The sequence below is a fragment of the Thioalkalivibrio sp. K90mix genome (assembly GCF_000025545.1).
Lineage (GTDB): Bacteria > Pseudomonadota > Gammaproteobacteria > Ectothiorhodospirales > Ectothiorhodospiraceae > Thioalkalivibrio.
Window position 1 is genome coordinate 465,390 of record NC_013889.1, and the last position, 23,041, is coordinate 488,430.

Consider the following 23,041-nt stretch of genomic DNA (forward strand, 5'->3'; position numbering starts at 1 on the left):
AGCTTCGGTCCGAGCGCCGCGACAGACTTCACAAAACCAGGGTCGATGCGTGGATTGCAGTGATCGTTCGGTGTTGTGGACGGTCCCAACGCCCGAGTCCAGCAAGCGGCGGTCCTCGACAGAGGTCGCCGATTGGACTATCTACGAGAAGGATCCATTTTCCGGTAAAGGAGCGAACCGATGCTCAACAAGTCTCGACTGACGATTTTCTTCCTGGCGCTGATGCTGGCGCTGGGCGGTGCCAGCCTCGCCGGCTGTGACAACCAGGGCCCGGCCGAAGAGGCGGGCGAAGACATTGATGACGCCATGGATGATGCCGGCGATACGATGGAAGATGCGGGCGAAGAGATGGAAGACACCTTCGACAACTGATTGCCAGTTGTCAGGTTTTCTGATCCAGGAGGGCAGCGGCCGTTGTCGCTGCCCTTTTTGATTTTGTGTCCGGGGCAGTCGGCCGGGCACAAAAAAGGAGGGGACAGGCCCCTCCCTTCGTACGCTTCAGGCGTGCAGCAGGACTAGAAGTCCTGTTCACCACCCCCGTCCGCGGGCGGTTCCATGCTGCCCTCTTCATCCGGCATCTGGCCGCCTTCCTGCGGGGGCTGCTGCTGTTGCATGCCCTCATCGGCCGGCGGTTGCATCGGTTCACCCCCGCCCTGTTCCTGCTGCTCCATCTGCTGCTGCTCGAATTCTTCCATGTCCATGTCGCCATTGCCGCAGCCGGCCAGGATCAGGGCAAACGGGGCGATCGCAAGCGTTGCCAGAATTCCAGTGGATCGTTTCATGATGGCTCTCCTTGTTGCTCGAAGGCTTGGGTGAGTCGTGTGTGAAAACACTCTGCTTTCCGGTCAGGGGACAATCGCCGTTTTCATGAGTTCGACCGAATTTTTCGGAGCGTCCCCGGCTGTGCCGGCCGTCACGAAAGACTGTGTGCCAAATCGCCCTCCGCATGGGGGGGCGTTAAAGTGAACTCACTACTACCCGGAGGGTCCCGGACAATATCGGGTTCGCAAGACATAACGATGGCTGATACTCCAGAACTGGAAAACCTCGTGGAACAGGCCCGCAAGGCCTGGGGGCGCGGCGATATCGAGGCCGCGATCGATGGCTGGCGTGCCGGTGCCGCTGCTGGCGATGCCCGCTGCGCCTACAACCTGGGTGTACTGGCCGACGAGGGGCAATATCAGCCGCGCAATCCGGAAGCAGCCGCCCGCTGGTACCGCCGAGCCGCGGAGGCCGGCTTTCCGGATGCCGCCTTCAATCTCGCGGTCCTCTACGAACAGGGCGATGGTGTCGCCCCCGATGCCAACGAGGCCGCCCGCTGGTTTCACGTAGCCGCCGAGCGCGGCAATGCCCAGGCGATGTTCAATCTCGGACTCAAGTTCGATGAGGGCCGCGGGCTGCCCCAGGACGCCGAGCAGGCCGCGCAGTGGTACCTGCTGGCAGCCGAGGGTGGCGAGGGCCGGGGTGCCGCGAATCTGGGGCGGCTGTTCGCGATGGGTGAGGGTGTGGAGCGCTCGGACGTGTCGGCGTTCAAGTGGTACGCGATTGCCGCTGAAATGGGCGTGGCCAATGCCGCCCGCTATCGCGAGCGCGTGGCCCGGGAGCTGTCTCCCGACGAGCGCTTGCATGCGGGCGAGAAGGCCCGCGAGTGGCTGCAAAGTCAGGGACAGCCGGTGACGCGGTTGCAATAACCGGCGGGGTTGGTGCGTAAGGTGGCGTGACTAGACCACCACGTTAAGTTCGCGCCGTGGCTCCTCAGTGGGGCCTGCCAGGCGCACGGCCAGTTCCACCCGACGGCGCAAGGCCTCGACGCCGTCCTGCCCCAGCGAACTGCCATCACGAATCGCTGAATCGTCCGGCGTGTCGCCATCGCGGCGCATGCGGGCCGCCTCCTGCTCGGCGCTGATGCGCGCACGGCTCGACAGTTCCTGTTCGGAACGCGCGCCGAACTCCAGTGAGCGGTCACTCTGGTCGCCACCGCGGCGATCGCTATCCTGCTCCGCATCGTCCTCGATCGGACGGCGGGCCTCGCCGGCCTCGGGGTCGTTCAGCGGGCGGTCAAACTCCGCGGGTGCCGAGGTCTGGCCGAGTCCCAGGCGATCGGAACCCGTCGGCCGCGTGCCGAGCGGGACTGCCGCTGAAGGATTACTGACGGGGACTTCCATCCTGCGCCTCCCGGAATCCGCCTTCTCAGGCGCGCACGTCCAGCAGCGAGCCGATCATGCGATCTTCGGCCTGCAGGGTTTTCACCGAGGCCTCGACCTGATTCTGGCTCGCGATCATGCCGACCTGTGCGGTTGTGCTTTCGCGCCCGCCGGCCGGCTCGGTGGCCACCGTATGCGCCTGCTGGCGCAGGCGGGTGACCCCATTCTGGATGCCCGTCAGGGACGCGCTGCCATCGATCATCGGGTGAATCCGTTAAATGAACGTCTTGACAATTATAGATCAATTACTTGGAAGACGCTTCATGCGTTGGCGAGACTGCCGGTCAGGGCATCGCGAATGGTGGAGCGGGCATTGGCCTGGCGCTGCTGCCATTGCGCCAGGTCATCGCGTCGATCCTGTGCGGTCCGGCCCTCGGCCAGGCGTGCGAGGACCTCGTCGGCCACCTCTTCCGGTGTGCTGCCGCGCGACACCAGGCCGGTGTGCTCGGCGGCCAGCCGCAGGCGGGTAGCGGCGTCCGGCTGAGCCGGATTGTCCGCCGGGCCACAAACAACGGCACTGCCGTAGGCCAGGGGCAGCGCGAGATCCGGCGGCGTCTCGCTGGCGGCCAGTGTGCCGCCAGGGAGGGTCACGTGTGCGCAGCCATAGGCCGAATGCAGGGTGTCGGGGTCCTCGATGTAGTACACCCGATTCTTGCGGGGGACAAAGGACGTCATGAAGCGGTTGTGGCGGATGATGGGAAGCGAATACTTGATCGCGTCGCGGTACACCGGCTCGTGACGCTCGCGATCCGCGGGCGCCAGCAGCAGGATCGCGGCGGTTTGGCGCAGCACGGCGAACAGCGCGGCGAACGCAAAGGCCTCTTCGCCAGGCCCCGTGTTGGGGGCGAGCAGGATGGGGTGCCCCTTCTCGTGGTATTCGCGGAAGCGTTCGCAGAAGTCCGAGTCGGGAGGCGGGGCTGCGGGCAGTTCGACGGCGCCGGCGAGCGGATCGCCGATCACCTGTGCCCCGGGCGCTTTGCAGGCCTGATCGCGCGCGGCGAAGATCCCGGTCCACTCGACGCCAGCCGGGGCGTCGCCCTCGGCGTTCACCCAGAGGCGGGGCACGGTGATTGCGGCGAGTGGCGGACCCAGTTCGCCCGCCGGGCCGATGACGACCACGGCCCGTGGCTGCAGGCGTGCCAGCCGTTCCCGGGCCAGATTCGGCAGCAGCGCCACGGTGGGCCGGTCACCACCCGGGTCGGGCAGTTCTCCGTCGCGCTCGGAATCGGTCACGCCGAGCGTCAGTGGGCCCGCGGTAGCGGCCAGGTCGTCCAGCCAGTCGCTGGCGGCCAGCAGGGTCTGTTTCGGGGCCAGCACGACGATGCGGCCGGCACTGCCGGCAGGCACGGAGCGGGCGGTGATCCAGGCGGACAAACGTGAGAACATGGCGGGCTGTCATCCGGTGGTCAGCGGGAGGGCCGGCATTATACGAGAGCCGGCGCGCCGGGGCCGCCCCGCGTCGGAGAGTGCAAGGCATGCAGATACGCTGGATCGTGGGACTGATCGCGATGGCCGTGATTATGGCGCTGGCGATGTGGGTCTATTCCAACCCGGGCGGTCAGCGTACCCAGCAGTTCACCGACCTGCCCTGGCAGGTGCAGGTGATCGACGAGCAGCGTACCCGCGTGCTGGGTATTACGCTGGGTGAATCCACCATGGCGGACCAGATGGGCCGTCTGCCGGTGCCGGATATCCGCCTGTTCGTGGACCCGGACGGGAGCCGTTCGGTCGAGGCCTATTACGTGAACGCGCGCATTCCCCCGTTCGAGACGAACCTGGTTCTGCGCCCGGATCTGGACGAGGCCGACCTTGATCGCATCGAGTCCCAGACGACCTCCGATCGGCCCATGCCCAGCGGGGCATGGCGCTACGGGTTGAGCGACGAGGCGCTCAGTTCGCTGGGCAATGTGCCGATCGTCGAGATGAGCTACATCCCCCGCGCGCGCTGGACCCACGACGTTCTGGTGGAGCGCTTTGGCGAACCGGCCGAACGTATGCAGGTCGATTCCGACCACAGCTACTGGCTTTATCCCGACCGCGGCCTGGCCATCATGGTGCCGCGCCGGGGCCGCGTGCTGATGCATTTTGTCACCCAGGAGCGCTGGGCCCAGACGGTGAGTCGTTTGCGTGATGAAGGACGGCGCATGCTCGGCGAGGACCATGAGTGACCCTGCAGACGAGCCCCCGGTCCCGTTCTGGGAGCGCCCGCTCGAGACGCTGAGCCACGCCGAGTGGGAGGCCCTTTGCGACGGCTGCGGCCGCTGCTGCCTGCACAAGCTGGAAGACGAGGATTCGGGTGACCTGGCCTTTACCTGGCTGGCCTGCGACCTGCTCGACTGCGAGACCGGCGCCTGTTCGGACTACGCAAATCGCCGCAACTTCGTGCCCGACTGCATCCAGCTCACCCTGGAAGACCTGGCCAGCTACCACTGGCTGCCGCCGACCTGCGCCTACCGACTGCGCTTCGAAGGCCAGCCGCTGCCCACCTGGCACCCGCTGCTGACGGGCGATCCGGAGACGGTCAAGCAAGCCCGCGTCTCGGTGGCCGGCCGGGTCATCCGCGAGTGTGATGCCCCGGACCTCCCCCTGATCGACTACGTGGTCGACTGGCCCGGCGAGGTGCCGGAGTCCGCGCGTCTGTGGCGCCCGGTGGTACGGCTCCCGCAGGAGTAGCGATGTCGGGCTACGTCGACCTGTTCGTGTACGGGACACTGAAGCAGGGCTTCGCCAACCACCGGACGTTCTGCAAGAAGGCCCTGAAGATCCGCGCCGCCACGATTGCCGGACAGCTCTATGACCTGCCCGTGGGTTATCCCGCCGTGCAGATTCCCGACAACAGCATTCTCCTGAAGGCCGGTCAGGACCCGGCCCGTGACGCGGGGCGTCAGCACCGCTTTCGGGGTCTGACGCAGCCAGCCCCGGAGGGGGCGCAGGGGCTTGTGCACGGCGAGTGGATTCGCCTGCCCGACCCGCCACGGACCCTGCCGCACGTCGACGCCCTCGAGGGTGTACGCCCGGACGGCCGCGGGGAGTATCGCCGCGCCCTGGTGCCCGCCTGGACCGAGGATGGTCCGGCTGCCCTCTGGGTCTACTGGATGCCACGCCTGCCGCCCGGCGCGCGCCATCTGGCGGACGGCACCTGGCCGGCACGGCCCTGAACCGCCTGGCTCAGCTGTGGTGGTCCTGTAGCGTCCGCTCCACGATCCGCGCGGGGTGTAGGATGCTGATGGGCGCAGCGAATCGCATCACATTGGGGCTGAGATAGGTTCCACGCTTGAAGCGATGCGATGCGCTCATCGCATCCTGCGTTTTGCCTTGTGGTCTTCGTGCAGGACTAGCCAGCAGCGGCGAGGAGTTCGCGGGCGTGGGTGCGGGTGGTTTCGGTGAGCTGGGTGCCGCCGATCAGGCGGGCCAGGGCCTCTATGCGGCGCTCGTCGTCCAGCGGCTGGATGGCGGTGCGGGTGCCGTCCTTGCCGTGCGACTTCTGCACCTCCAGTTGCTGGTGGGCCTGGGCGGCGACCTGCGCCAGGTGGGTCACGCACAGGACCTGATGGCGCTCGCCCAGGGTGCGCAGCTTGCGCCCGACGACCTCGGCGACCGCGCCGCTGATGCCACTGTCGACCTCGTCGAAAATCAGCGTGGGCACGGTCTGCTGCTGGCTGGCCAGCACCTGTAGCGCGAGCCCGATACGCGAGAGTTCGCCGCCGGAGGCGACCTTCGCCATCGGCTGGGGGGCGGCGCCGGGGTTCGCGGCGACGCGGAACTCGATGTGATCCACGCCGTGTGCCTGCGGCTTGTCGGCGGGCTCGATGGCGATCTCGAAGTGGCCGCCGGCCATGCCCAGCTCCTGCATGGTGTCGGTGACTGCCTGACCGATGCGCTTGGCGGTCTGCCGGCGGGCCTTGCTGAGCGCCGCGGCGGCCGCATCAAAGGCCGTGCGAGTCTCCTGCTCGCGCGCCTCCAGGGCCTCGAGGGTCTGGTCGCCGTTCTCCAGGGCGTCCCGCTCGGTCTGCAGTTCGTCGTGCAGGCCCGGCAGGGCCTCGGGGTCGACCCGGTGCTTGCGCGCCAGGCGCAGGTATTCGCCGACGCGCTGGTCCAGTTCGGCCAGGCGCTCCGGGTCCAGTTCGATGCCGTCGGCCAGTCGGCGCAGGGTGTCGTTGGCCTCGTCGATCTGGATGCGCGCCGATTCCAGTAGCTCGACAGCCGGGTTGACCCGTTCGTCGTGCTGCGCGGCGTCCTGCAGCGCGTGCAGGACATGGCCGATCCGGGAATCGACGCCGGCGTCGTCCTCGATCTGCTGGCTGGCGGTCTGCAGCGCGGTCAGCACCTCGGTGCCGTGGGCGAGCTGGTTCTGCTCGACCAGCAGTTGCGGGTACTCGTCCTGTACCGGGGCCAGTTCGGCCAGCTCGGTGGTCTGGAAGCGCAGCAGGTCGAGGCGGTCGGAGGTGTCGGCCTGGCTCTCGCGGGCCTGTTCCAGCGCGCGGGCGGCCTCGCGCCAGGCGCCATGGGCCTCGCGCACGCGGGACACCCGGTCGCCCTCGAGGAAGCCGTCCAGCCAGTGGCGCTGGGTGTCGCGCTGCAGCAGTTGCTGGTGCGCGTGCTGACCGTGGATGTCCACCAGCCACTCGCCCAGCGTGCGCAACTGGCCGACCGCGACCGGGCGGCCGTTGATCCAGGCGCGGCTCTTGCCCTGACGGGTCAGGACCCGCCGCAGCAGCACCGTGTCGTCGTCGGGGTCCGCCAGCTCCTGTTCGGCCAGCCACCTGCCGGCCGGGCCCGTGTCGGGCAGGGCGAACTCGGCGGACAGGTCGGCCTGTTGGGTACCCTCGCGCACCATGCCGGCGTCGGCGCGATCCCCCAGCAGCTGGCCGATCACGTCGATCAGGATGGACTTGCCGGCGCCGGTCTCGCCGGTCAGGGCGCTCAGGCCCGTGTCCAGCTCCAGCTCGAGGTGGTCGATGATGGCGAAGTCGCGGATGCTGATCAGTCGCAGCATGGCGGGATCAGGGCTGCTCGCCCCAGCGCAGCTTGGTGCGCAGGACACGCAGGAAGTAGTGCTCGCGCGGGTGGATCAGGGTCAGGTTGCGCTCGCGGCGGCGAATGCGCACCAGATCGCCGGGGGCGAAATCGATGTTCTCCTGGCCATCCAGTGCGATCTGAGCCGGCGACCGGCTGCCGCTGGACAGGCGAATCTCCACCGTGGAGCGGCCGCTGACGACCAGAGGGCGGTGGTTCAGGCTGTGCGGGCAGACCGGCACCATGACCATCGCATCCAGCTGCGGGGTCAGAATCGGGCCGCCGGCGGACAGGGCATAGGCGGTGGAGCCGGTGGGCGTAGCCACGACCAGCCCATCGGCGCGCAGGCGGCCGATGTCCATGCCGTCGATCGCGGTGTCGAACTCGATGATGCGCACGACGCTGAGCACATGCAGCACGACGTCGTTGAGCGCGATGCCCTCGTGGATGGTGACACCGTCACGGATCAACTCGGCCTCGAGCATCGCACGCGGTTCCAGCTCATAGGCCCCGTCGAGCACCTCGCCCAGTTCCTCGCAGGCGGTCTCCGGCGAGACATCCACCAGAAAACCGAGACGCCCCAGGTTGATCCCGAGTACCGGCGTCTCGGCATCCGCGATCCGGCGTGCGGTGGACAGCAGCGTACCGTCGCCGCCGATGACAACCAGCAGGTCGGCCGCTTCGGCGAGTTCAGCCAGGGGGAGCAGCGGGATATCGTCCGGGCGCTCGAAGCCGGGGATGTCCTCCTCCATTCGGACCTGGCGGCCGCGCGTGCGAAGCAGTTCGACCAGCCGGCCCACCAGTGGGCCCGTGCGCGAGTCGCTGGCCTTGCCCACCAGCCCGATCGTGTTGAATTCCGGCATCATGGCGGCATTATCCGGAAAAGGGCGGGGGACTGCATCCGCGGTTTCTTGACGTCTCCTGGTCTGGGGCAAACACTTGGGCCTGTCACTCGCCCCAATGGAGCGCTGATCAACGATGGAAAATGCGGCGATCAATCTGGATGCCAGGGCCCGTACCCTGCTGCGGACCCTGATCGAGAGCTATATCCGCGACGGTCAGCCGGTCGGCTCGCGTACCCTCGCGCGCACCTCCGGGCTCAAGGTCAGCGCGGCCACGGTGCGCAATGTGATGGCCGATCTCGAGGATCTGGGTCTGATTCAGGCACCGCATACCTCCGCCGGGCGGATCCCGACCGCGAGCGGCTACCGCCTGTTCGTCGACAGTCTGCTGCAGGTGCGCGAACCGACGGTCGAGGAGATTCGCGCGATCCAGTCGGGTTTCGACCCGAACGCGACCACCCAGGACCTGATGGGGGCGACCTCCAACCTGTTGTCGCAGGTGACGCGCATGGCCGGCATGGTGCGCCTGCCGCGCCACCGCAACGTGGCGCTCAGTCAGCTCGAGTTCCTGCGCCTGGGCGAACGCCGGGTCCTGGCGATCCTGGTGATCGATGGCAAGGAGGTGCAGAACCGCGTGCTGGAACTGGAGCGCGACTTCGACCAGGACCAGCTTCAGCGCATGGCCAACTATCTGAACGCGCACCTGGCCGGCAAGAGCCTGCACGCGGTGCGCGATGCCCTGCTGCGCGAGATGCGCGACGTGCGCGAGAACCTGGACGCGATGATGCTGGCGGCCATTGATCTCGGCGAGAAGGCCGTGGCCGGCGAAGACCCGGACGACGTCGTGGTGGCGGGGCAGACCCACCTGCTCAGCTACGAGGAACTAGCCGACATCGACCGCCTGCGTCAGTTGCTGGAGGCCTTCAACGAGAAGCGCGAGATCCTCGGGATTCTGGATCAGTGCATCCGCAGCGATCGGGTACAGATCTTCATCGGCCGCGAGTCCGGGCTCGACTGGTTCGAAAACTGTTCGGTGGTCACGGCCCCCTACAGTGTCGACGGGGAAGTGGTCGGCGTGCTCGGGGTGATCGGACCCGCGCGCATGTCCTACGATCGCGTGATCCCGATTGTGGACGTGACCGCGCGCTTGCTGGGCTCGGCGCTCGGTGACCCGGTCCATGACACGAAATAGCCGGACACCCTTGAAACCGCTCCGGGTGCCCCCAGAGTCCCGATAGTTAAACCGAATTGATTCGCGTATGCCGCCCGCAGGGTCCGGCATGCGTTTTACTTTTCACCGATTCTTACGAGGCAGACATGTCCGATCAGCGTGAACCCCAGGAACCGGCGGAAGCATCCGAGGCCGCGGATTCGGAGCACACCCAGCCCGAGGGCGCCGAGGCCGTCGATAATACTGACGCGCGCCTGCAGGAGCTCGAGGCCCTGGCCGAGGAACGCCGCGACCAGGCCCTGCGTGCCCAGGCGGAGCTGGAAAACCAGCGCCGGCGCTTCGAGCGCGAGCTGGAGAATGCGCACAAGTACGCGATGGAAAAATTCGCCTCCGAGATGCTGGAGGTGGGCGATTCCCTGGAGATGGGCCTGCAGGCCGCCCGCGAGTCCAAGGATGTCGAGCGTATCATCGAGGGCGCCGAGCTGACCCTGAAGAACCTGAATCGGGTTTTCGAGAAGTTCGGTATCCAGGCCGAGGACCCCACCGGCGAGCGTTTCGATCCGGAGCGCCATCAGGCGATGTCCATGCAGGAAGACCCGGAGAATCCGCCGAATACCGTGGTGGCGACCATGCAGAAGGGCTACCTCCTGCAGGACCGCGTGCTGCGCCCGGCGATGGTCGTGGTCTCCAAGGCGCCCGCCTCGCCGAATATCGACGAGAGCGCCTGATCCGGTCCCTTCGGGCGGGTTTTCGGGGCGCGTGACACGGCGTCCCTTGAAAACACGGCCCGGGGCCCCAAATTCCCGTACAAGTTGGCAGAGACTCTTTCTCTGCCGAGCAACAATTTTCGCATCAGGAGAATTCAGCCATGGGCAAGATCATCGGTATCGACCTCGGGACCACCAACTCCTGCGTCGCCGTCATGGAAGGCGACCAGGCCAAGGTCATCGAAAACGCGGAAGGCACCCGCACCACCCCGTCCATCGTCGCGTTCAGTGACGATGGCGAGGTGCTGGTCGGCCAGTCCGCCAAGCGCCAGGCGGTCACCAACCCGCAGAACACCATCTTTGCGGCCAAGCGCCTGATCGGGCGCAAGTTCGAGGAAGACGAGGTCCAGAAGGACATCAAGCTCGTCTCCTACAACATCGTGAAGGCCGACAATGGCGATGCCTGGGTCGAGGTGCAGGGCAAGAAGATGGCCCCGCCGGAGATCTCCGCGCGTGTGCTGCAGAAGATGAAGAAGACCGCTGAGGACTACCTGGGCGAGCCCGTGACCGAGGCGGTCATTACCGTCCCGGCCTACTTCAACGACTCCCAGCGTCAGGCGACCAAGGACGCCGGCAAGATCGCCGGGCTCGAGGTCAAGCGCATCATCAACGAGCCGACCGCAGCCGCGCTGGCCTACGGCATGGACAAGCAGCGCGGGGATCGCAAGATCGCCGTGTATGACCTGGGTGGCGGTACCTTCGACGTCTCGATCATCGAGATCGCCGAGGTCGACGGCGAGCACCAGTTCGAGGTGCTGGCGACGAACGGCGATACCTTCCTGGGTGGCGAGGACTTCGACAACCGCCTGATCGACTACCTGGTCGAGGAGTTCAAAAAGGATCAGGGCATCGACATCAAGGGCGACCCGCTGGCGATGCAGCGCGTGAAGGAGGCCGCCGAGAAGGCCAAGATCGAGCTGTCCTCCAGCCAGCAGACCGAGGTCAACCTGCCGTACATCACGGCCGACAACACCGGGCCGAAGCACCTGGCGCTGAAGATTACCCGCGCCAAGCTGGAGAGCCTGGTTGACGACCTGGTCAAGCGTTCCATCGAGCCGTGCAAGGTCGCGCTGAAGGATGCCGGCCTGTCCGCCTCCGAGGTGGACGACGTGATCCTGGTCGGCGGCCAGACCCGCATGCCCAAGGTGCAGGAAGCGGTGCAGGCGTTCTTCGGCAAGGAGCCGCGCAAGGATGTGAACCCGGATGAGGCCGTCGCGGTCGGTGCCGCGGTGCAGGCCGGTGTGCTGGGTGGCGACGTCAAGGACGTGCTGCTGCTGGACGTGACCCCGCTGTCGCTCGGGATCGAGACGATGGGCGGCGTGATGACCAAGCTGATCGAGAAGAACACCACCATCCCGACCCGGGCCAATCAGGTGTTCTCCACCGCCGAGGACAACCAGACCGCGGTGACCGTGCACGTGCTGCAGGGTGAGCGCGAGATGGCCAGCGCCAACAAGTCGCTGGGTCGCTTCGACCTTCAGGACATCCCGGCCGCGCCGCGCGGTGTGCCGCAGATCGAGGTCACCTTTGACATCGACTCCAACGGCATCCTGAATGTGTCGGCCAAGGACAAGGCGACCGGCAAGGAAAACAAGATCGTGATCAAGGCCTCCTCCGGCCTGTCCGACGAAGAAGTCGAACAGATGGTCAAGGACGCCGAGGCCCACGCCGAGGAAGACAAGAAGTTCCAGCAGCTGGTCGGCGCGCGCAACCAGGCCGATGCCCTGGTGCACTCGGCCGAGAAATCGCTGAAGGACCTGAGTGACCAGGTCTCCGACGACGAGCGTTCCGCGATCGAGGCGGCCGTTGCCGAGGTCAAGAAGGCGATGGAGGGGGATGACGTCGAGGCCATCGAACAGTCCACCCAGAAGCTGGCCGAGGCCTCCGGCAAGCTGGCCGAGAAGGCCTACGCCCAGGGTGCCGATGCCGCGGGCGAGGCCGGGGCCGAGCAGGCCAGTGGCGAGCAGCAGGCCGACGACGTCGTGGACGCCGAGTTCGAGGAAGTCGACGACGACCAGAAGAAGCAGGGCTGATGCCACATCCGGTGGGGCCTGGTGCCCCACCGCCAGGGAGACCTGCGTTTCCCTGTCGTTTTAACGCAGCGCCCGGGGTACTCTCCGGGCGTTTGCGTGAAGGCGCTCCGCGTTCACGCAAACATTCGGGCTAGCTGGGAATGACCATGTCACAACGCGACTACTACGAGGTGCTGGGTGTCTCCAAGGACGCCTCGGCCGCCGACATCAAGAAGGCTTTTCGCCGCCTGGCGATGAAGTACCACCCCGACCGCAATCCGGGGGATGAGGAGGCCGAGGCCAAGTTCAAGGAGGCGCGCGCCGCCTATGACGTCCTCAGTGACGACCAGAAGCGTGCGGCCTACGACCGCTACGGCCATGCCGGTGTCGATGGCGCGGCCGGGGGCTTTGGTGGTGGTGCCGGGGCCTCCAATTTCTCGGATATCTTCGAGGATATCTTTGGCGACATCTTCGGGGGTGGCGGTGGTCGCGCGCGCGGTTCGCGTGCGTTCCGTGGTTCCGACCTGCAGTACAACCTGGACCTGACCCTCGAGGAGGCCGTGTTCGGCACCGAGGTCAAGATCCGCATCCCGACCACCGTCTCCTGCCAGGCCTGTGACGGTTCGGGTGCCGAACCGGGGACCTCGCCAGAGACCTGCCCGACCTGCAACGGCGTGGGGCAGGTGCGCATCCAGCAGGGCTTCTTCTCGGTGCAGCAGACCTGCCCGCGCTGCGAGGGCTCGGGCAAGATCGTCGCCAATCCCTGCAAGGCCTGTAACGGCAACGGCCGGGTGCAGGAGCAGAACACGCTGGATGTGAAGATCCCCGCCGGGGTCGACAGCGGTGACCGCATCCGCCTGGCCGGCCAGGGCGAGGCCGGGGTCAACGGCGGGCCCCCCGGAGATCTCTACGTGCAGGTGCGGGTCAAGCCGCACAAGCTGTTTCGCCGCGAGGGCTCGGACCTGCATATTGAGGTCCCGATCTCGTTTGCCACCGCCGCACTCGGCGGCGAGCTGGAGGTTCCCTGCCTGGATGGCCGAGTGAAGCTGAAGGTGCCGGCCGAGACCCAGACCGGCAAGCAGTTCCGCGTCGGTGGCAAGGGCGTGCAGTCCGTGCACGGGGGGGGTGTCGGCGATCTGATCTGCCGCGTGACCGTGGAGACCCCGATCAACCTGACCAAGGAGCAAAAGGCGCTGCTGCGCCAGTTCGAGGACTCGACCCAGGCAGGTGGCACCAAGCACAGCCCGCAGGCGCACTCCTGGCTGGATGGCGTGAAGGGCTTTTTCGAGGATCTGAACTTCTGGTCGAAATAGGCGGCGGTCAGGTCGCCTCGAAGTCGAACGTTGGTTTGGCGAGAGGCGACTGGATGAAGTACCCCTGCACCAGGTTGACGTTCAGCCCGTAGAGCACGGCCAGCACGCTGGCATCCTCCACGTGCGGCACGATTACCTGCTTGCCCTTGGCGTGTGCCGCATCGACATATTCGCGGATCGCCTCCTGGTTTTCCTCGTTCTCCGCCAGCCCCTCGACGAACGACGGGTCGAGCTTGATGTGGTCGGCCTCCAGGTGCTGCAGCAGCTGGAACGGGTTCAGGCCATTGCCGAAGTCGTCGATGCACAGGTGGCTGTGCATCTCGACCAGGCCGCGCGATACATTCATCGCTGGCTTCAGGTTGGTGACAACGGTCGGCTCCTTGAGCTCGACCACGACGTTGTCGGCCGGGATGCGCAGGGCGTGCAGGTCATCGTTGAGCCAGCTGACCACGGTCGGATCGCCCATTGAGCCGGTGCCCAGCTTCAGGAAAAACTGGGTCTTGGGCTGGGTCTTCAGGCACCCGGCGAGTTCGGTCAGCGCGGTCTTGACGATCCAGCGATCCACGGCCGGGGCCATGCCGGTGCGTTCGGCCGCAGGCAGGAAGGCGGGTGGTTCGTGCAGGTGGCCGTCGGCGTCGCGCAGGCGCACGAACACCGAATAGCGCGGCCGGTCGTTGCCGTGCAGATGCACGATCGGCTGGAAGCGAAGCTCCAGGCGGTCATGGTCCAGGGCGTCCTGGATACGCAGCTTCCACTGCTGGTCGGCCTGACCCTGGGTCAATTCGCCCTCGGCCGGGTGGTAGAACCGATGGACGCCGCCGCCCGCCTCGACGGCCTCCTCCAGCGCCCGGTGGGCCTGGTCGAGCAGATCTTCGGTGCTGGGGGCGCTCTCGTCGGCGATCACCACGCCGGCCGACAGGGTGCAGTTGGTCGACGACTGGTTGAGTTCGAAGACATGTGCGGTGACGGCCTGCATCAGGCCGTGGACCCGCTCTTCGACCTCCTGGCGGCGGGTCTCTGGCGCCAGCACGCCGAAGTGCTCGCCCTCCAGGCGCGCGGCAATCGCGGGTTCGGGGAAGTGATCCTCGATCAGCTTGCCCATGTCGGCCAGGAGCAGGTCGGCGGCGGACATCCCGACCTTCGCGCGGATCTCCGCGAAGCGGTCGACTGCCAGGGTCAGCAGGGCAAAGGGTTTCTCCGTCTCCTCGGCCCGGGTCTGAGCGCTCTCGATCGCGGACAGGAAGTGCTGGCGGTTGTACAAGCCGGTGACCAGATCGCGCTGCGAGAGGAAGTCGATTCGCTCCGCCAGCTCGGGGTCTTCCTGGCTGGCTTCCAGCTGGAGCTGGGTGCAGGCCTCGCCCTCCACGCTTGCGGCGGACAGGCGCAGGTCGGCCTCGAATGGCAGGCCATCGATGCTCTGCAGGTGGAAGTGGGCGCGAGCCGTATCGCCTTCCTCGCCATTCTGGAAGCGGCGCAGCAGCGCCTTCATCTCGCCGCGGTTATCGGCCGTGACCAAGTCCATCAGTGGCAGCCCGTCGACCTCGTCCGGATCCTCGATACCGAAGCGCTCGCGCCAGGAGGCGTTCGCGTACAGGTGCATGCCCTCGTGCACATAGGCAATCGCATCGCGCGAGTTGTCGAGCAGCAACTGGCAGCGGTTTTCCGACTCGTGCAGCGCGGCCTCGAGGCGCTGGATGCGTTGGCGCAGGCGCCGCTGTTCGGCCGCACGGATGGCCATCAGGCTCGCCAGTTCCACCTGTTCGTGATCGACCACGGCGAAACTCCCGGCCTCGTAGTCCAGGACGCGCTCGGGCTCCGGACGCTCGGTCAGCAGGACCAGCGGGATGCGGCGCCCACTGTCGCGCAGGGCGGTATCGACCACCTCGCGCGAGAGCGCGAGACCCGGCTCGATCAATACCACCACATCGTGTCGAGTGTTCTCCAGCGCGTTGATCAGGTCATCCTGGGTCTCGACCTGTTCCGGCCGTACCGCGCTACCCCGCGTACGAATGCTGCTGATGACTTGCTCGGCGAGATTCGGGTTCGCTGTGACGAAGAGGATTCGGATGGTTTCGCTCATGCGGGTCCATTATTTGCGTTCGCGCGGTGTGAGCGACAGCCCGGATCGGACCTGCTCGGTCACTGCTTCGTTGGCTTCCATGTCATCGGGAGGCGGTTCTCCCAGCGTCAGATCGGTCATCCGGCAGCCGGTTTCGGTAAACAGTGTCGTACCGGTGCGCTCGCTGTCCAGTGCCAGGACGCGCGGGCGCCCGGCCAGCCAGCATACGAGGCGGCTCTCGTGGTCGAATACCTGGGCCGGCATGAACAGCGCCGCACCGCCGCGATCCCTGCGCAGCGAGGCAAAAAGACCCGGGTGCGCCGGGCCGGCCGCGCGACCATTACGGTACTCCTGTAGTTGCACCGGAAGGCCGCGCTCGGCGAGAAATTCCACCCCGATGCTGATCTCGATCTCGCTTTCGTAGCGGATCCAGCGCAGGACGCCGATCGTCCAGTAGTGGTCGTCGGAGTGGCGCAGGGCGGCCAGGTCGCCAATCAGTAGTGACTGGCGGGGCTGAGCCAGCCGCAGGCGCAGTCCGCCCGCCCCGATATCGTCCACGGTCCATTGCTCGGGGGTATGCCGCTTGGTGATCGGGGTGCGGGGCTCGTCCGGACGGGCACTCTCCAGCCCGCGGCCGACGTTCTCCCAGGCGGCTGCGGCCGTATCGGGCGGCTCATCTGCCAGCTTGCGCAGCTCGGACGGTGGCCGGTGTGGACTCGCGGCGTCCACCAGGGCGAAGTCCGAGCCCCGCTCGGCGGCGGTCGACATGTGGTAAACGCCCACCCGATCCGTGTCCCGCGTGACTCCGCTTGGAGGGAATGCATCCGATGTGCCGCGCTTGCGCTCCTCCAGTTCCTCGCACAGGAAGTGCTGGATGCGCTTGATCCCCAGCAGGCACAAACGGTGCTGGCCCTCGGTGGTTTCGCGCGAATGCTGGCGGGTGGGCAGCTGCGACCAGAGCCGCAGCAGGCGTTCGGTCAGGCTGCGCTCGTCCGGGCGCCGATGCGGTTCCAGGCGGCGGGGTTCCTCTCGCAGCTGCTCCAGCACCGGTCCGAGTTCGACGCAACAGTCGCTGTGCAGCCGTGCGTGCTCGCGCAGCGTTAGCCCCGGAGGGTGGGCGCTGTCGAGGGCCGCACAGAGGACCGGGAGGCCGGGGTGCGGGGTTGCGGACAGCCCTTCGGCACAGGACAGCGGCAGCCGGTCCAGCCAGCGAGCCAGCAGGTCGACCTCGCCCACCTCCAGGGCGTTGGGGTCGCTGCCGCCCAGCAGCATCAGACGTGCCGCCAGGGTCTCGACCGGGACCATGGACAGGAGCCCATAGCGGGGCTTGTCACGCGGCTGTGCCTGCGCGAGGTTCTGTGCGCGGGCCCATGACAGGACGGCGTAGGTACGCTGCCAGAAGTCATCCGGGAGCGGTTGATACAGGCGCCAGTGGTGCACGGCCTGGGCGGCGCTCAAGGCCAGGGCGGCCTGCAACGCGCGCGCACCGCGTTCGCCCTGCCCATGGTGCTCGCGGGCAACCAGGAGCCAGGCGGTGAGCAGGCTGTCCAGTGCCTCGGCCTGCTCCCGCGCGCGCCTCAGACTGCGTGCCCCCAGGGGTAGCGTGCGCTGGGAAAGGGATCTTCCGTTCCGCTGCAGCAAGGGCAGCAGGGGCTCTTCCAACAGGGTGACCAGCAAGTAACGAACCCCGGGTTCCAGCGCGAGACTGTTCAGTTCTCTCAGGGCCTGACGCAAATGGGAAAAGGCCGATTCCGGGTCGGCCGACGGGAGCGCTCGACACCACTGGCGCAGGCTGCGCGGCTGGCGATGCGGGAAGCTCTCGGGGCCGGCGGAGCGGGTCGGCAGTTTAGGCAGGATGTCGGTCATTGAGGGGGTCTGGGGGTCGCACCGTTGGTGGCCGGGCATCCGTTCACTGTAGCACCTCCCGAGGGGGGTTACTCGAGACCTCTGTGCGCGTCTTCACAGCCCGGCCCAACGGGGCGTCTTGCCGGGCTCGCCCGGGATCTCGCGGACCAGTCGGGGCACCAGGTAACCGGGCAGCCGGGCATGCAGGGCCTGGTGCAGCTCCAGCGCGCGGTGTTCCGTGACCTCGAAATGGGCGGTGCCGCGGGTGCGGTCAAGCAAGTGGAGGTAATAGGGCAGGACCCCGTGGCGAAAGCCGGCCTCCTGGAGCTCGCACAGGGTGTCCGGGTCATCGTTGATCCCGGCCAGCAGTACCGCCTGGTTCAGCAGTGTGATGCCCCGCGCCTGCAGACGCGCAAGGGCGGGGGCGGCCGGGTCGGCAAACTCCCTGGGATGGTTGGCGTGCAGGACCAGTACATGATGCAGGCGCCCCTTGCCCAGCCAGCTCAGGAGTTGCTCGTCCACACGCTCCGGCAGGACGACCGGCAGCCGCGTGTGGATGCGCAGGCGCTCGAGGTGGGGGATGGCCTCCAGGCGCCGGACCAGATCGGCGAGGCGGCGGTCTGAAAGCGACAGGGGGTCGCCACCGCTCAGGATCACCTCGCGGATGGAGGTGTCCGCGTGGATGTAGGCGATCGCTGGCGCCCAGTCGTCCTGGGATGCGTTGTGCTCGGCATACGGGAACTCGCGGCGGAAACAGTAGCGACAGTGCACCGCGCAGGCCCCGGTCGTCAGCAGCAGCACACGACCGTGGTACTTGTGCACGAGACCCGGGGCGGCCAGGGCGTCGTGGTCGCCCACCGGATCCGCCACGAAGCCCGGGTGTTCCTCGCTCTCCTGCTGCTGCGGGAGGACCTGCAGCAGCAGCGGGTCTTGCGGGTCCGCCTTGCGCATGCGTGCGAGGTAGCTCCTCGGGACGCGCACTCGAAACAGGGTATGGCCCGCGTGCAGGCCGGGCAGGTGAGCCGGATCCAGCTCCAGTTCACGGGCCAGAGTTACGGGGTCGCGGATCGCGCGGGCGAGCGCCTGCTGCCAGAGCGGGGTGGTGTCCCCCGCGTGGGTTCGGTCGCTCGGCTGGGTTCCCCGCGGCGTGCGCGTTATCATGATGGGCTTTGTGGGCATGGCGGACTCGTTAGTGGGCGGTCATGTCCGCGCCACGCAATCGCTTGAGGACTGACGCGCAATGGCAACCTACAGTACCAACGAATTCAAGGCCGGTCTCAAACTCCTGCTGGATGGCGACCCGCAGGCCATCGTCGAGAACGAATTCGTCAAGCCGGGCAAGGGCCAGGCCTTCAACCGCGTCAAGCTGCGCAACCTGCGCACGGGGCGGGTGCTGGAAAAGACCTTCAAGTCCGGTGAATCGGTCGAGGCGGCCGATGTCATGGATACCGAGATGCAGTATCTCTACAACGATGGCGAGTTCTGGCACTTCATGGTGCCGGATACCTTCGAACAGTACGCCGTCGGCGAGGCCGCGCTGGGTGGCTGTGGCCAGTGGCTGAAGGAGCAGGACGTCTGCACCGTAACCCTGTGGAACGGCGAACCGCTGTCGGTGGTGCCCCCGGCCTTTGTCGAGATGAAGATCACCCAGTGCGATCCGGGCGTGCGCGGTGATACCGCCCAGGGCGGCACCAAGCCCGCAACGCTCGAGAGCGGTGCCGTGGTCAAGGTCCCGCTGTTCGTCGAGGAGGGCGAGACGGTCAAGGTCGACACCCGCTCCGGCGAGTACGTCTCGCGCGTCTGATCATCGCGGGATTTTCGGCATGACCGACTGGCGACCGGGCGCCGCGGCGGCCCGGGAGGCCCGTGCACGGCTGCTGACTGGCCTGCGTGGCTTCTTTGCCGCCCGCAATGTGCTCGAAGTAGAAACCCCGATCCTGAGCCACGGGGCGCCGCTGGATCCTATGGTCGAGAGCTGGACCGCGACGAGCCCGGACGGCGCCAGCGGCTATCTGCAGACCTCGCCGGAATACCCGATGAAGCGCCTGCTGGCGGATGGTGCGCCGGACATCTACCAGATCGCGCGCGTCTTTCGGGGTGGCGAAGCGGGGCCCCGTCACAACCCCGAATTCACGCTGCTGGAGTGGTACCGCCACGGGATGGATCATCATCGTCTGGCGCGCGAGGTGGTGGCCCTGATCATGAACCAGGCGGCACTGGATGCGAGCTGGAGGCGTCCGGCCCGCCTGCGCGAGATCTCGTATCAGGCGTTGTTTCAGGCACATCTGGGTATCGACCCGCTGGTGGCGGATGCCGACGAACTGCAGGCCGTCGCGGCACGGCAGGGGCTGGACATCCAGGGGGCACTGGATCGAGATGCCTGGCTGGATCTCCTGATCAGCCTGGCGATTGCCCCGGCGTTTCCGGACGACCGGCTCACCGTGGTGCATGACTATCCGGAGAGCCAGGCGGTGCTGGCGCGCCCCTGTGAACAGGATGCCCGGCTCGCGGCGCGCTTCGAGGTGTACTGGGGCGCACTGGAGCTGGCCAATGGCTACCACGAGCTGAGCGACCTCGCCCAGTTTCGCGAACGTCGCGATCGCGACCAGGCGCTGCGCAGGCAGCGCGGCCAGGTCCTGCCCCGGCCCGATGCCCATCTGGACGCCGCGCTGGCGTCGGGGCTGCCCGAGTGCGCCGGAGTGGCACTGGGGGTCGATCGTCTGCTGATGCGGCTGTTGGGGGTGGAGCGTATCGAGCAGGTAATCGACTTCCCGTTCGAGTCCGCCTGAGGCGTTTCACCGGTTTGTCCGGGATGGCCGGCGTTGCACCGATCCGGGGCTTGTCAGCCCCCACGTTGCGGGTGACTATTGTGGCGTCGATCCGGTGTCTGCTTCGGGATGGTAGCTTCGATGCGCAAGTGTTTTTTCTGGTTCGCCCGACGGACGTTCCGCCGGGCCTTGTCCCCCTGGACGCTGTGTGCCGCACTGTTGCTGGTTCTGCCGCCGGCGCAGGCGCAGTTCGAGCACCTGCCCGCGCCACTGCAGCGCGCGATCCAGGCTCAGGGGTTGCCCCCCGACTCGGTGGGCCTCTGGGTGCAACGCGTCCCGGACGGGGCCGTGCTGGCCCGGCTGAATGCCGATACCCCGTATAACCCGGCCTCCACGGTCAAGCTGGCCACCTCGCTGGCGGCCCTGCACGAACTCGGCCCCAATTACACCTGGACGACCGAGATCTGGGCCACCCGCCCGGTCCAGGACGGTGTGCTGCGTGGGGACCTGGTGATCCGCGGGACTGGCGACCCGGGCATGGTGACCGAGGAGTACTGGCGCATGATCGGCGAGCTGCGCCGAACCGGGCTCAAGCGCATCGAGGGGGATGTGATTCTGGATGCCAGCCACTTCCAGCTCCCGAATGGGGACCCTGGAGACTTCAACCGCCAGCCATTGCGGGCGTACAACCAGTTGCCGTATGCCCTGCACGTGAATTCCAACTCCCAGCGCTTCCATGTGCGTCCCGAGCGCCGCGGCAACGGCATCGATGTAGTGGTCGATCCGCCGTTGCCCGGGCTCGAGGTCGTCAACCGTCTGCAGCCGACCCGAGGGGGGTGTGGCGAGTGGCAGCGGGGTATCCAGTTCAATGTCGATCAGAACGCCCAGCGGGTGACCTTTTCCGGTCAGTACCCGGTGAATTGTGGCAACTACGAGATGCTGCGCTCGGTGCTCACGCCGGAGGCCAACCATGCCGAGATGTTTCGCATGGCCTGGGATCAATGGGGCGGCGAACTGACGGGCAGGGTGCGTACCGGCGTGTTGCCCGTGCTGCATGACGAGCCGATTGTGCGCCATCGCTCGCGCCCCCTGTCCGATCTGATCCGGGTGTCCAACAAGTGGAGCTCGAATGTCATGAGCGATCACTTGCTGCTGACCCTGGGGGCGCGCAAGAACGGCCCGCCCGCGACGATGGACAAGGGGCGCGAGGCCCTGGTCCACTCACTGCGCGATCTGGGCGTGGATGTCGGCGGTATGGTGGTCGACAACGGTTCGGGCCTCAGCCGCGATGCCCGCATGACCGCGCGCCAGCTCGGCGAGATCCTCGAGGCGGGCTGGAAGCACCCGCATCGGCCCGAGTTCCAGTCGTCGCTGGCCCTGTCGGGGCTGGACGGGACCCTGCGCAACCGTTTCCGCAACGGCGACCTGCGCGGGCAGATGCACCTGAAGACCGGGCACATCAACGAGGTCTCGGCGGTGGCGGGCTATGTCCGCACCTCCAGCGGCGATGACGTGATCGTCACGGTGCTGGTGAATGGGCCGCGTGCGCACATCGGGCATGGGCGCAATCTCCAGGACGCGGTCCTGGAGTGGGCGCACGGGCTCTAGGGAAACACCGATCTCAGGGTTTCCCTGGTTTAGCGGGTTTCGACCTGCCAGTTCGAGAGCACCGGTTTCTTCGATACCTCGACGTCCAGGCTCTCCAGCCACTGGGCGACCACGTGGTTCGAGTTGTGGCGCAGAGTGTAGGCATCCGGGTGGTGGACGAAGCTCATGCCCCAGGCCGCCGAGTCGACGCGCTCGTCGGCTCCTTCTTCCCATATGGCCTCGAGCTTTTCGATCAGCGCCTGCGCCCGCGTGGCGGGGACCTCGATGTGGTGGATGTCCTCCAGCGGGACCCGCAGACTCGTGCGCACGGCGGCGTTGAGATCGGCGCCCTCAAGTTCCTGGCGCCCCAGTGCTGCGCGGGTCGAGGCGAAGACGGCCGCCAGCATCGCACCCGGTCCGGTATTGCGTTCGACATAGAACGACCAGTCGCCATAGGAATAGCGCAGCCAGTGCCCGGGCGGCTCGGTCGGCAGCACCAGGCTGGAGTGGCGGCCATGGTCGAGCACGGCCACGGTCACCGGGTCTTCGGGTTCCGCCGGGGCCTTGAGGGTGGTCGGGGCGCAACCGGACAGGAGCCCGGCCAGGCCGATGACCAGGATCAGGGATGGCCAGCGTGTGGTCTGCCTTGGGCGCATGGTTCAGGGGGCCTTTGGCTATGTGTGTCGACGATCGCGACGGGCGATCGAATCGTTGTCCGTCACCCGCTCGGGCGGGTTCCATTGACTTGGTTCGCGTTGAGCGAGATTAGCATGGCCGGGAATGGTGACGACGAGTGCGTTCGCGACGGCCCTGCGGCACAATGGCGACCGTGTTTCCTCGCGGAAGGTGACAGTGGAAGATCAAACGGCAGTCGGGCTGTGGACGGCCCTCGGGATTCTGGCGATCGTGGTAGCCGGCCTGGTGGGTTTCTGGGTTGGGCGCGTCACCAGTGACGAACGCAAACTGATCCGCGAGCTGGAGGAAGAGCTGGATCGGCGCATGCAGGAACTGACGCGCTATCGCGGTCAGGTCAACGACCACTTCGATCGTACCGCCACCCTGTTCGCGACCATGGCCGGTTCCTATCGCGACCTCTACCACCACCTCGCCCAGAGTGCGGAGGAGCTGGCAGACAAGCCGACCCGGGACCGCCTGGAGGATCGCGCGGGGCGCCTGTTGTCGAACGTGCCGAATCGTGATTACGGCGGCAGTCCGGGCGAGGGCCGCAGTCACCGCGAACGCGACTCGGAGCCGGAGGGTGATGTACCCGACCGGCGCTACGAGAGCGACTACCGCGAGTCCTCCGACGCCGAGCAGTCGCCGTCGCGTCCGCGGGCCGATTAGGCGGGCGAACCCTCCTTCTGCTGCCGGTGCGTAATCGGATGAGCAGACCAGAGAAAGGCCGGGCAAATGCCCGGCCTTTCTGTTTGTCGGGGTGGCTATAGGGGAGTAACGGG

Annotated in this window: 23 protein-coding genes; 13 read left to right on the forward strand and 10 right to left on the reverse strand. The window is 67.0% G+C overall.

From position 1 onward, the window contains the following. Nucleotides 1-180 precede the first annotated feature (180 nt). The gene (locus TK90_RS02210) at nt 181-372 is read left to right on the forward strand and encodes a hypothetical protein (RefSeq protein ID WP_012981859.1); all 192 of its coding nucleotides are present in this window, start codon (nt 181-183) and stop codon (nt 370-372) included. Between the two features lie 143 nt (nt 373-515). Here TK90_RS02210 and TK90_RS02215 read toward each other — a convergent pair whose 3' ends face one another. Further along, nucleotides 516-782, reverse strand: a complete 267-nt coding sequence (locus TK90_RS02215) for a hypothetical protein (RefSeq protein WP_012981860.1) — start codon at nt 780-782, stop codon at nt 516-518. A gap of 237 nt (nt 783-1,019) precedes the next feature. Between TK90_RS02215 and TK90_RS02220 the strand changes: the two genes are divergently transcribed. Further along, nucleotides 1,020-1,691: a tetratricopeptide repeat protein gene (locus tag TK90_RS02220; protein WP_012981861.1), complete on the forward strand. Its 672-nt coding sequence runs from the start codon at nt 1,020-1,022 to the stop codon at nt 1,689-1,691. 30 nt (nt 1,692-1,721) lie between these two features. Here the strand turns inward: TK90_RS02220 and TK90_RS02225 are convergent, their stop codons facing one another. The 3 genes from TK90_RS02225 to TK90_RS02235 are packed head-to-tail and all read right to left on the reverse strand — an operon-like array spanning nt 1,722 to nt 3,590. After that, the gene (locus TK90_RS02225) at nt 1,722-2,165 is read right to left on the reverse strand and encodes a hypothetical protein (protein ID WP_012981862.1); all 444 of its coding nucleotides are present in this window, start codon (nt 2,163-2,165) and stop codon (nt 1,722-1,724) included. Between the two features lie 25 nt (nt 2,166-2,190). Next, a complete protein-coding gene (locus tag TK90_RS02230; RefSeq protein ID WP_012981863.1) occupies nt 2,191-2,406 on the reverse strand; it encodes a hypothetical protein in 216 nt (71 codons plus the stop codon). Nucleotides 2,407-2,465: 59 nt separating this feature from the next. After that, entirely contained in the window at nt 2,466-3,590 is a 1,125-nt protein-coding gene (locus TK90_RS02235) for a hypothetical protein (RefSeq protein WP_012981864.1), read from the reverse strand. Nucleotides 3,591-3,679: 89 nt separating this feature from the next. Here TK90_RS02235 and TK90_RS02240 point away from each other — a divergent pair, with 89 nt between their 5' ends. The 3 genes from TK90_RS02240 to TK90_RS02250 are packed head-to-tail and all read left to right on the forward strand — an operon-like array spanning nt 3,680 to nt 5,362. Then, complete coding sequence (locus tag TK90_RS02240; RefSeq protein WP_012981865.1) at nt 3,680-4,372, forward strand: hypothetical protein; 693 nt, start codon at nt 3,680-3,682, stop codon at nt 4,370-4,372. Next, complete coding sequence (locus TK90_RS02245) at nt 4,365-4,877, forward strand: YcgN family cysteine cluster protein (RefSeq protein ID WP_012981866.1); 513 nt, start codon at nt 4,365-4,367, stop codon at nt 4,875-4,877. Before TK90_RS02240 ends, TK90_RS02245 begins: the two co-directional genes overlap by 8 nt. A gap of 2 nt (nt 4,878-4,879) precedes the next feature. Next, nucleotides 4,880-5,362: a gamma-glutamylcyclotransferase gene (locus TK90_RS02250; protein ID WP_012981867.1), complete on the forward strand. Its 483-nt coding sequence runs from the start codon at nt 4,880-4,882 to the stop codon at nt 5,360-5,362. A gap of 176 nt (nt 5,363-5,538) precedes the next feature. Here TK90_RS02250 and recN read toward each other — a convergent pair whose 3' ends face one another. Together recN and TK90_RS02260 are read right to left on the reverse strand one after the other, a co-directional pair. Then, nucleotides 5,539-7,200, reverse strand: a complete 1,662-nt coding sequence (gene recN, locus TK90_RS02255; protein WP_012981869.1) for a DNA repair protein RecN — start codon at nt 7,198-7,200, stop codon at nt 5,539-5,541. A gap of 7 nt (nt 7,201-7,207) precedes the next feature. Next, nucleotides 7,208-8,086, reverse strand: coding sequence for an NAD(+) kinase (locus TK90_RS02260; protein ID WP_012981870.1), 879 nt, complete (start codon nt 8,084-8,086; stop codon nt 7,208-7,210). A gap of 112 nt (nt 8,087-8,198) precedes the next feature. On the opposite strand from TK90_RS02260, the gene hrcA reads away from it, so the two are divergent. The 4 genes from hrcA to dnaJ all read left to right on the forward strand — a co-directional run bounded on the left by hrcA (nt 8,199) and on the right by dnaJ (nt 13,325). Beyond that, nucleotides 8,199-9,254, forward strand: coding sequence for a heat-inducible transcriptional repressor HrcA (gene hrcA, locus TK90_RS02265; RefSeq protein ID WP_012981871.1), 1,056 nt, complete (start codon nt 8,199-8,201; stop codon nt 9,252-9,254). A gap of 125 nt (nt 9,255-9,379) precedes the next feature. After that, nucleotides 9,380-9,961 carry a nucleotide exchange factor GrpE gene (grpE, locus tag TK90_RS02270; RefSeq protein ID WP_012981872.1) on the forward strand — a complete coding sequence of 194 codons (582 nt, stop codon included), beginning with the start codon at nt 9,380-9,382 and terminating at the stop codon, nt 9,959-9,961. Between the two features lie 140 nt (nt 9,962-10,101). Further along, the gene (gene dnaK, locus TK90_RS02275; protein WP_012981873.1) at nt 10,102-12,033 is read left to right on the forward strand and encodes a molecular chaperone DnaK; all 1,932 of its coding nucleotides are present in this window, start codon (nt 10,102-10,104) and stop codon (nt 12,031-12,033) included. Between the two features lie 140 nt (nt 12,034-12,173). Next, the gene (gene dnaJ, locus TK90_RS02280) at nt 12,174-13,325 is read left to right on the forward strand and encodes a molecular chaperone DnaJ (protein WP_026148183.1); all 1,152 of its coding nucleotides are present in this window, start codon (nt 12,174-12,176) and stop codon (nt 13,323-13,325) included. A 7-nt stretch (nt 13,326-13,332) separates the two neighbouring features. Here dnaJ and TK90_RS02285 read toward each other — a convergent pair whose 3' ends face one another. The 3 genes from TK90_RS02285 to epmB all read right to left on the reverse strand — a co-directional run bounded on the left by TK90_RS02285 (nt 13,333) and on the right by epmB (nt 18,408). Next, complete coding sequence (locus tag TK90_RS02285) at nt 13,333-15,405, reverse strand: EAL domain-containing protein (protein ID WP_012981875.1); 2,073 nt, start codon at nt 15,403-15,405, stop codon at nt 13,333-13,335. Nucleotides 15,406-15,414: 9 nt separating this feature from the next. Further along, a complete protein-coding gene (locus tag TK90_RS02290) occupies nt 15,415-17,250 on the reverse strand; it encodes a hypothetical protein (protein WP_012981876.1) in 1,836 nt (611 codons plus the stop codon). Nucleotides 17,251-17,343: 93 nt separating this feature from the next. Then, on the reverse strand, nt 17,344-18,408 hold the full coding sequence (gene epmB / locus TK90_RS02295; RefSeq protein ID WP_041444160.1) for an EF-P beta-lysylation protein EpmB: 1,065 nt from the start codon (nt 18,406-18,408) through the stop codon (nt 17,344-17,346). A gap of 61 nt (nt 18,409-18,469) precedes the next feature. Between epmB and efp the strand changes: the two genes are divergently transcribed. From efp to dacB, 3 genes are all read left to right on the forward strand, one after another. Next, complete coding sequence (efp, locus tag TK90_RS02300; protein ID WP_012981878.1) at nt 18,470-19,033, forward strand: elongation factor P; 564 nt, start codon at nt 18,470-18,472, stop codon at nt 19,031-19,033. Between the two features lie 19 nt (nt 19,034-19,052). Beyond that, nucleotides 19,053-20,018: an EF-P lysine aminoacylase EpmA gene (epmA, locus tag TK90_RS02305; RefSeq protein WP_012981879.1), complete on the forward strand. Its 966-nt coding sequence runs from the start codon at nt 19,053-19,055 to the stop codon at nt 20,016-20,018. Between the two features lie 120 nt (nt 20,019-20,138). Beyond that, nucleotides 20,139-21,605, forward strand: a complete 1,467-nt coding sequence (gene dacB, locus TK90_RS02310; RefSeq protein WP_012981880.1) for a D-alanyl-D-alanine carboxypeptidase/D-alanyl-D-alanine-endopeptidase — start codon at nt 20,139-20,141, stop codon at nt 21,603-21,605. Nucleotides 21,606-21,634: 29 nt separating this feature from the next. Here the strand turns inward: dacB and TK90_RS02315 are convergent, their stop codons facing one another. Beyond that, on the reverse strand, nt 21,635-22,240 hold the full coding sequence (locus TK90_RS02315; RefSeq protein ID WP_012981881.1) for a DUF2459 domain-containing protein: 606 nt from the start codon (nt 22,238-22,240) through the stop codon (nt 21,635-21,637). A 196-nt stretch (nt 22,241-22,436) separates the two neighbouring features. On the opposite strand from TK90_RS02315, the gene TK90_RS02320 reads away from it, so the two are divergent. Beyond that, nucleotides 22,437-22,928: a YhcB family protein gene (locus TK90_RS02320; protein WP_026148147.1), complete on the forward strand. Its 492-nt coding sequence runs from the start codon at nt 22,437-22,439 to the stop codon at nt 22,926-22,928. Nucleotides 22,929-23,041 lie beyond the last annotated feature (113 nt).

What these genes read in the sequence shown, in the direction of transcription:
- TK90_RS02220 (WP_012981861.1), top strand. Translation starts at nt 1,020, where the DNA reads ATGGCTGATACTCCAGAACTGGAAAACCTCGTGGAACAGGCCCGCAAG.
- epmB (WP_041444160.1), bottom strand. Translation starts at nt 18,408, where the DNA reads ATGCCCACAAAGCCCATCATGATAACGCGCACGCCGCGGGGAACCCAG.
- recN (WP_012981869.1), bottom strand. Translation starts at nt 7,200, where the DNA reads ATGCTGCGACTGATCAGCATCCGCGACTTCGCCATCATCGACCACCTC.
- TK90_RS02285 (WP_012981875.1), bottom strand. Translation starts at nt 15,405, where the DNA reads ATGAGCGAAACCATCCGAATCCTCTTCGTCACAGCGAACCCGAATCTC.
- efp (WP_012981878.1), top strand. Translation starts at nt 18,470, where the DNA reads ATGGCAACCTACAGTACCAACGAATTCAAGGCCGGTCTCAAACTCCTG.
- TK90_RS02290 (WP_012981876.1), bottom strand. Translation starts at nt 17,250, where the DNA reads ATGACCGACATCCTGCCTAAACTGCCGACCCGCTCCGCCGGCCCCGAG.
- TK90_RS02245 (WP_012981866.1), top strand. Translation starts at nt 4,365, where the DNA reads ATGAGTGACCCTGCAGACGAGCCCCCGGTCCCGTTCTGGGAGCGCCCG.
- hrcA (WP_012981871.1), top strand. Translation starts at nt 8,199, where the DNA reads ATGGAAAATGCGGCGATCAATCTGGATGCCAGGGCCCGTACCCTGCTG.
- TK90_RS02210 (WP_012981859.1), top strand. Translation starts at nt 181, where the DNA reads ATGCTCAACAAGTCTCGACTGACGATTTTCTTCCTGGCGCTGATGCTG.
- dacB (WP_012981880.1), top strand. Translation starts at nt 20,139, where the DNA reads ATGCGCAAGTGTTTTTTCTGGTTCGCCCGACGGACGTTCCGCCGGGCC.
- TK90_RS02240 (WP_012981865.1), top strand. Translation starts at nt 3,680, where the DNA reads ATGCAGATACGCTGGATCGTGGGACTGATCGCGATGGCCGTGATTATG.
- TK90_RS02225 (WP_012981862.1), bottom strand. Translation starts at nt 2,165, where the DNA reads ATGGAAGTCCCCGTCAGTAATCCTTCAGCGGCAGTCCCGCTCGGCACG.
- TK90_RS02250 (WP_012981867.1), top strand. Translation starts at nt 4,880, where the DNA reads ATGTCGGGCTACGTCGACCTGTTCGTGTACGGGACACTGAAGCAGGGC.
- dnaK (WP_012981873.1), top strand. Translation starts at nt 10,102, where the DNA reads ATGGGCAAGATCATCGGTATCGACCTCGGGACCACCAACTCCTGCGTC.
- dnaJ (WP_026148183.1), top strand. Translation starts at nt 12,174, where the DNA reads ATGACCATGTCACAACGCGACTACTACGAGGTGCTGGGTGTCTCCAAG.
- TK90_RS02235 (WP_012981864.1), bottom strand. Translation starts at nt 3,590, where the DNA reads ATGTTCTCACGTTTGTCCGCCTGGATCACCGCCCGCTCCGTGCCTGCC.
- TK90_RS02315 (WP_012981881.1), bottom strand. Translation starts at nt 22,240, where the DNA reads ATGCGCCCAAGGCAGACCACACGCTGGCCATCCCTGATCCTGGTCATC.
- TK90_RS02215 (WP_012981860.1), bottom strand. Translation starts at nt 782, where the DNA reads ATGAAACGATCCACTGGAATTCTGGCAACGCTTGCGATCGCCCCGTTT.
- epmA (WP_012981879.1), top strand. Translation starts at nt 19,053, where the DNA reads ATGACCGACTGGCGACCGGGCGCCGCGGCGGCCCGGGAGGCCCGTGCA.
- grpE (WP_012981872.1), top strand. Translation starts at nt 9,380, where the DNA reads ATGTCCGATCAGCGTGAACCCCAGGAACCGGCGGAAGCATCCGAGGCC.
- TK90_RS02230 (WP_012981863.1), bottom strand. Translation starts at nt 2,406, where the DNA reads ATGATCGATGGCAGCGCGTCCCTGACGGGCATCCAGAATGGGGTCACC.
- TK90_RS02260 (WP_012981870.1), bottom strand. Translation starts at nt 8,086, where the DNA reads ATGATGCCGGAATTCAACACGATCGGGCTGGTGGGCAAGGCCAGCGAC.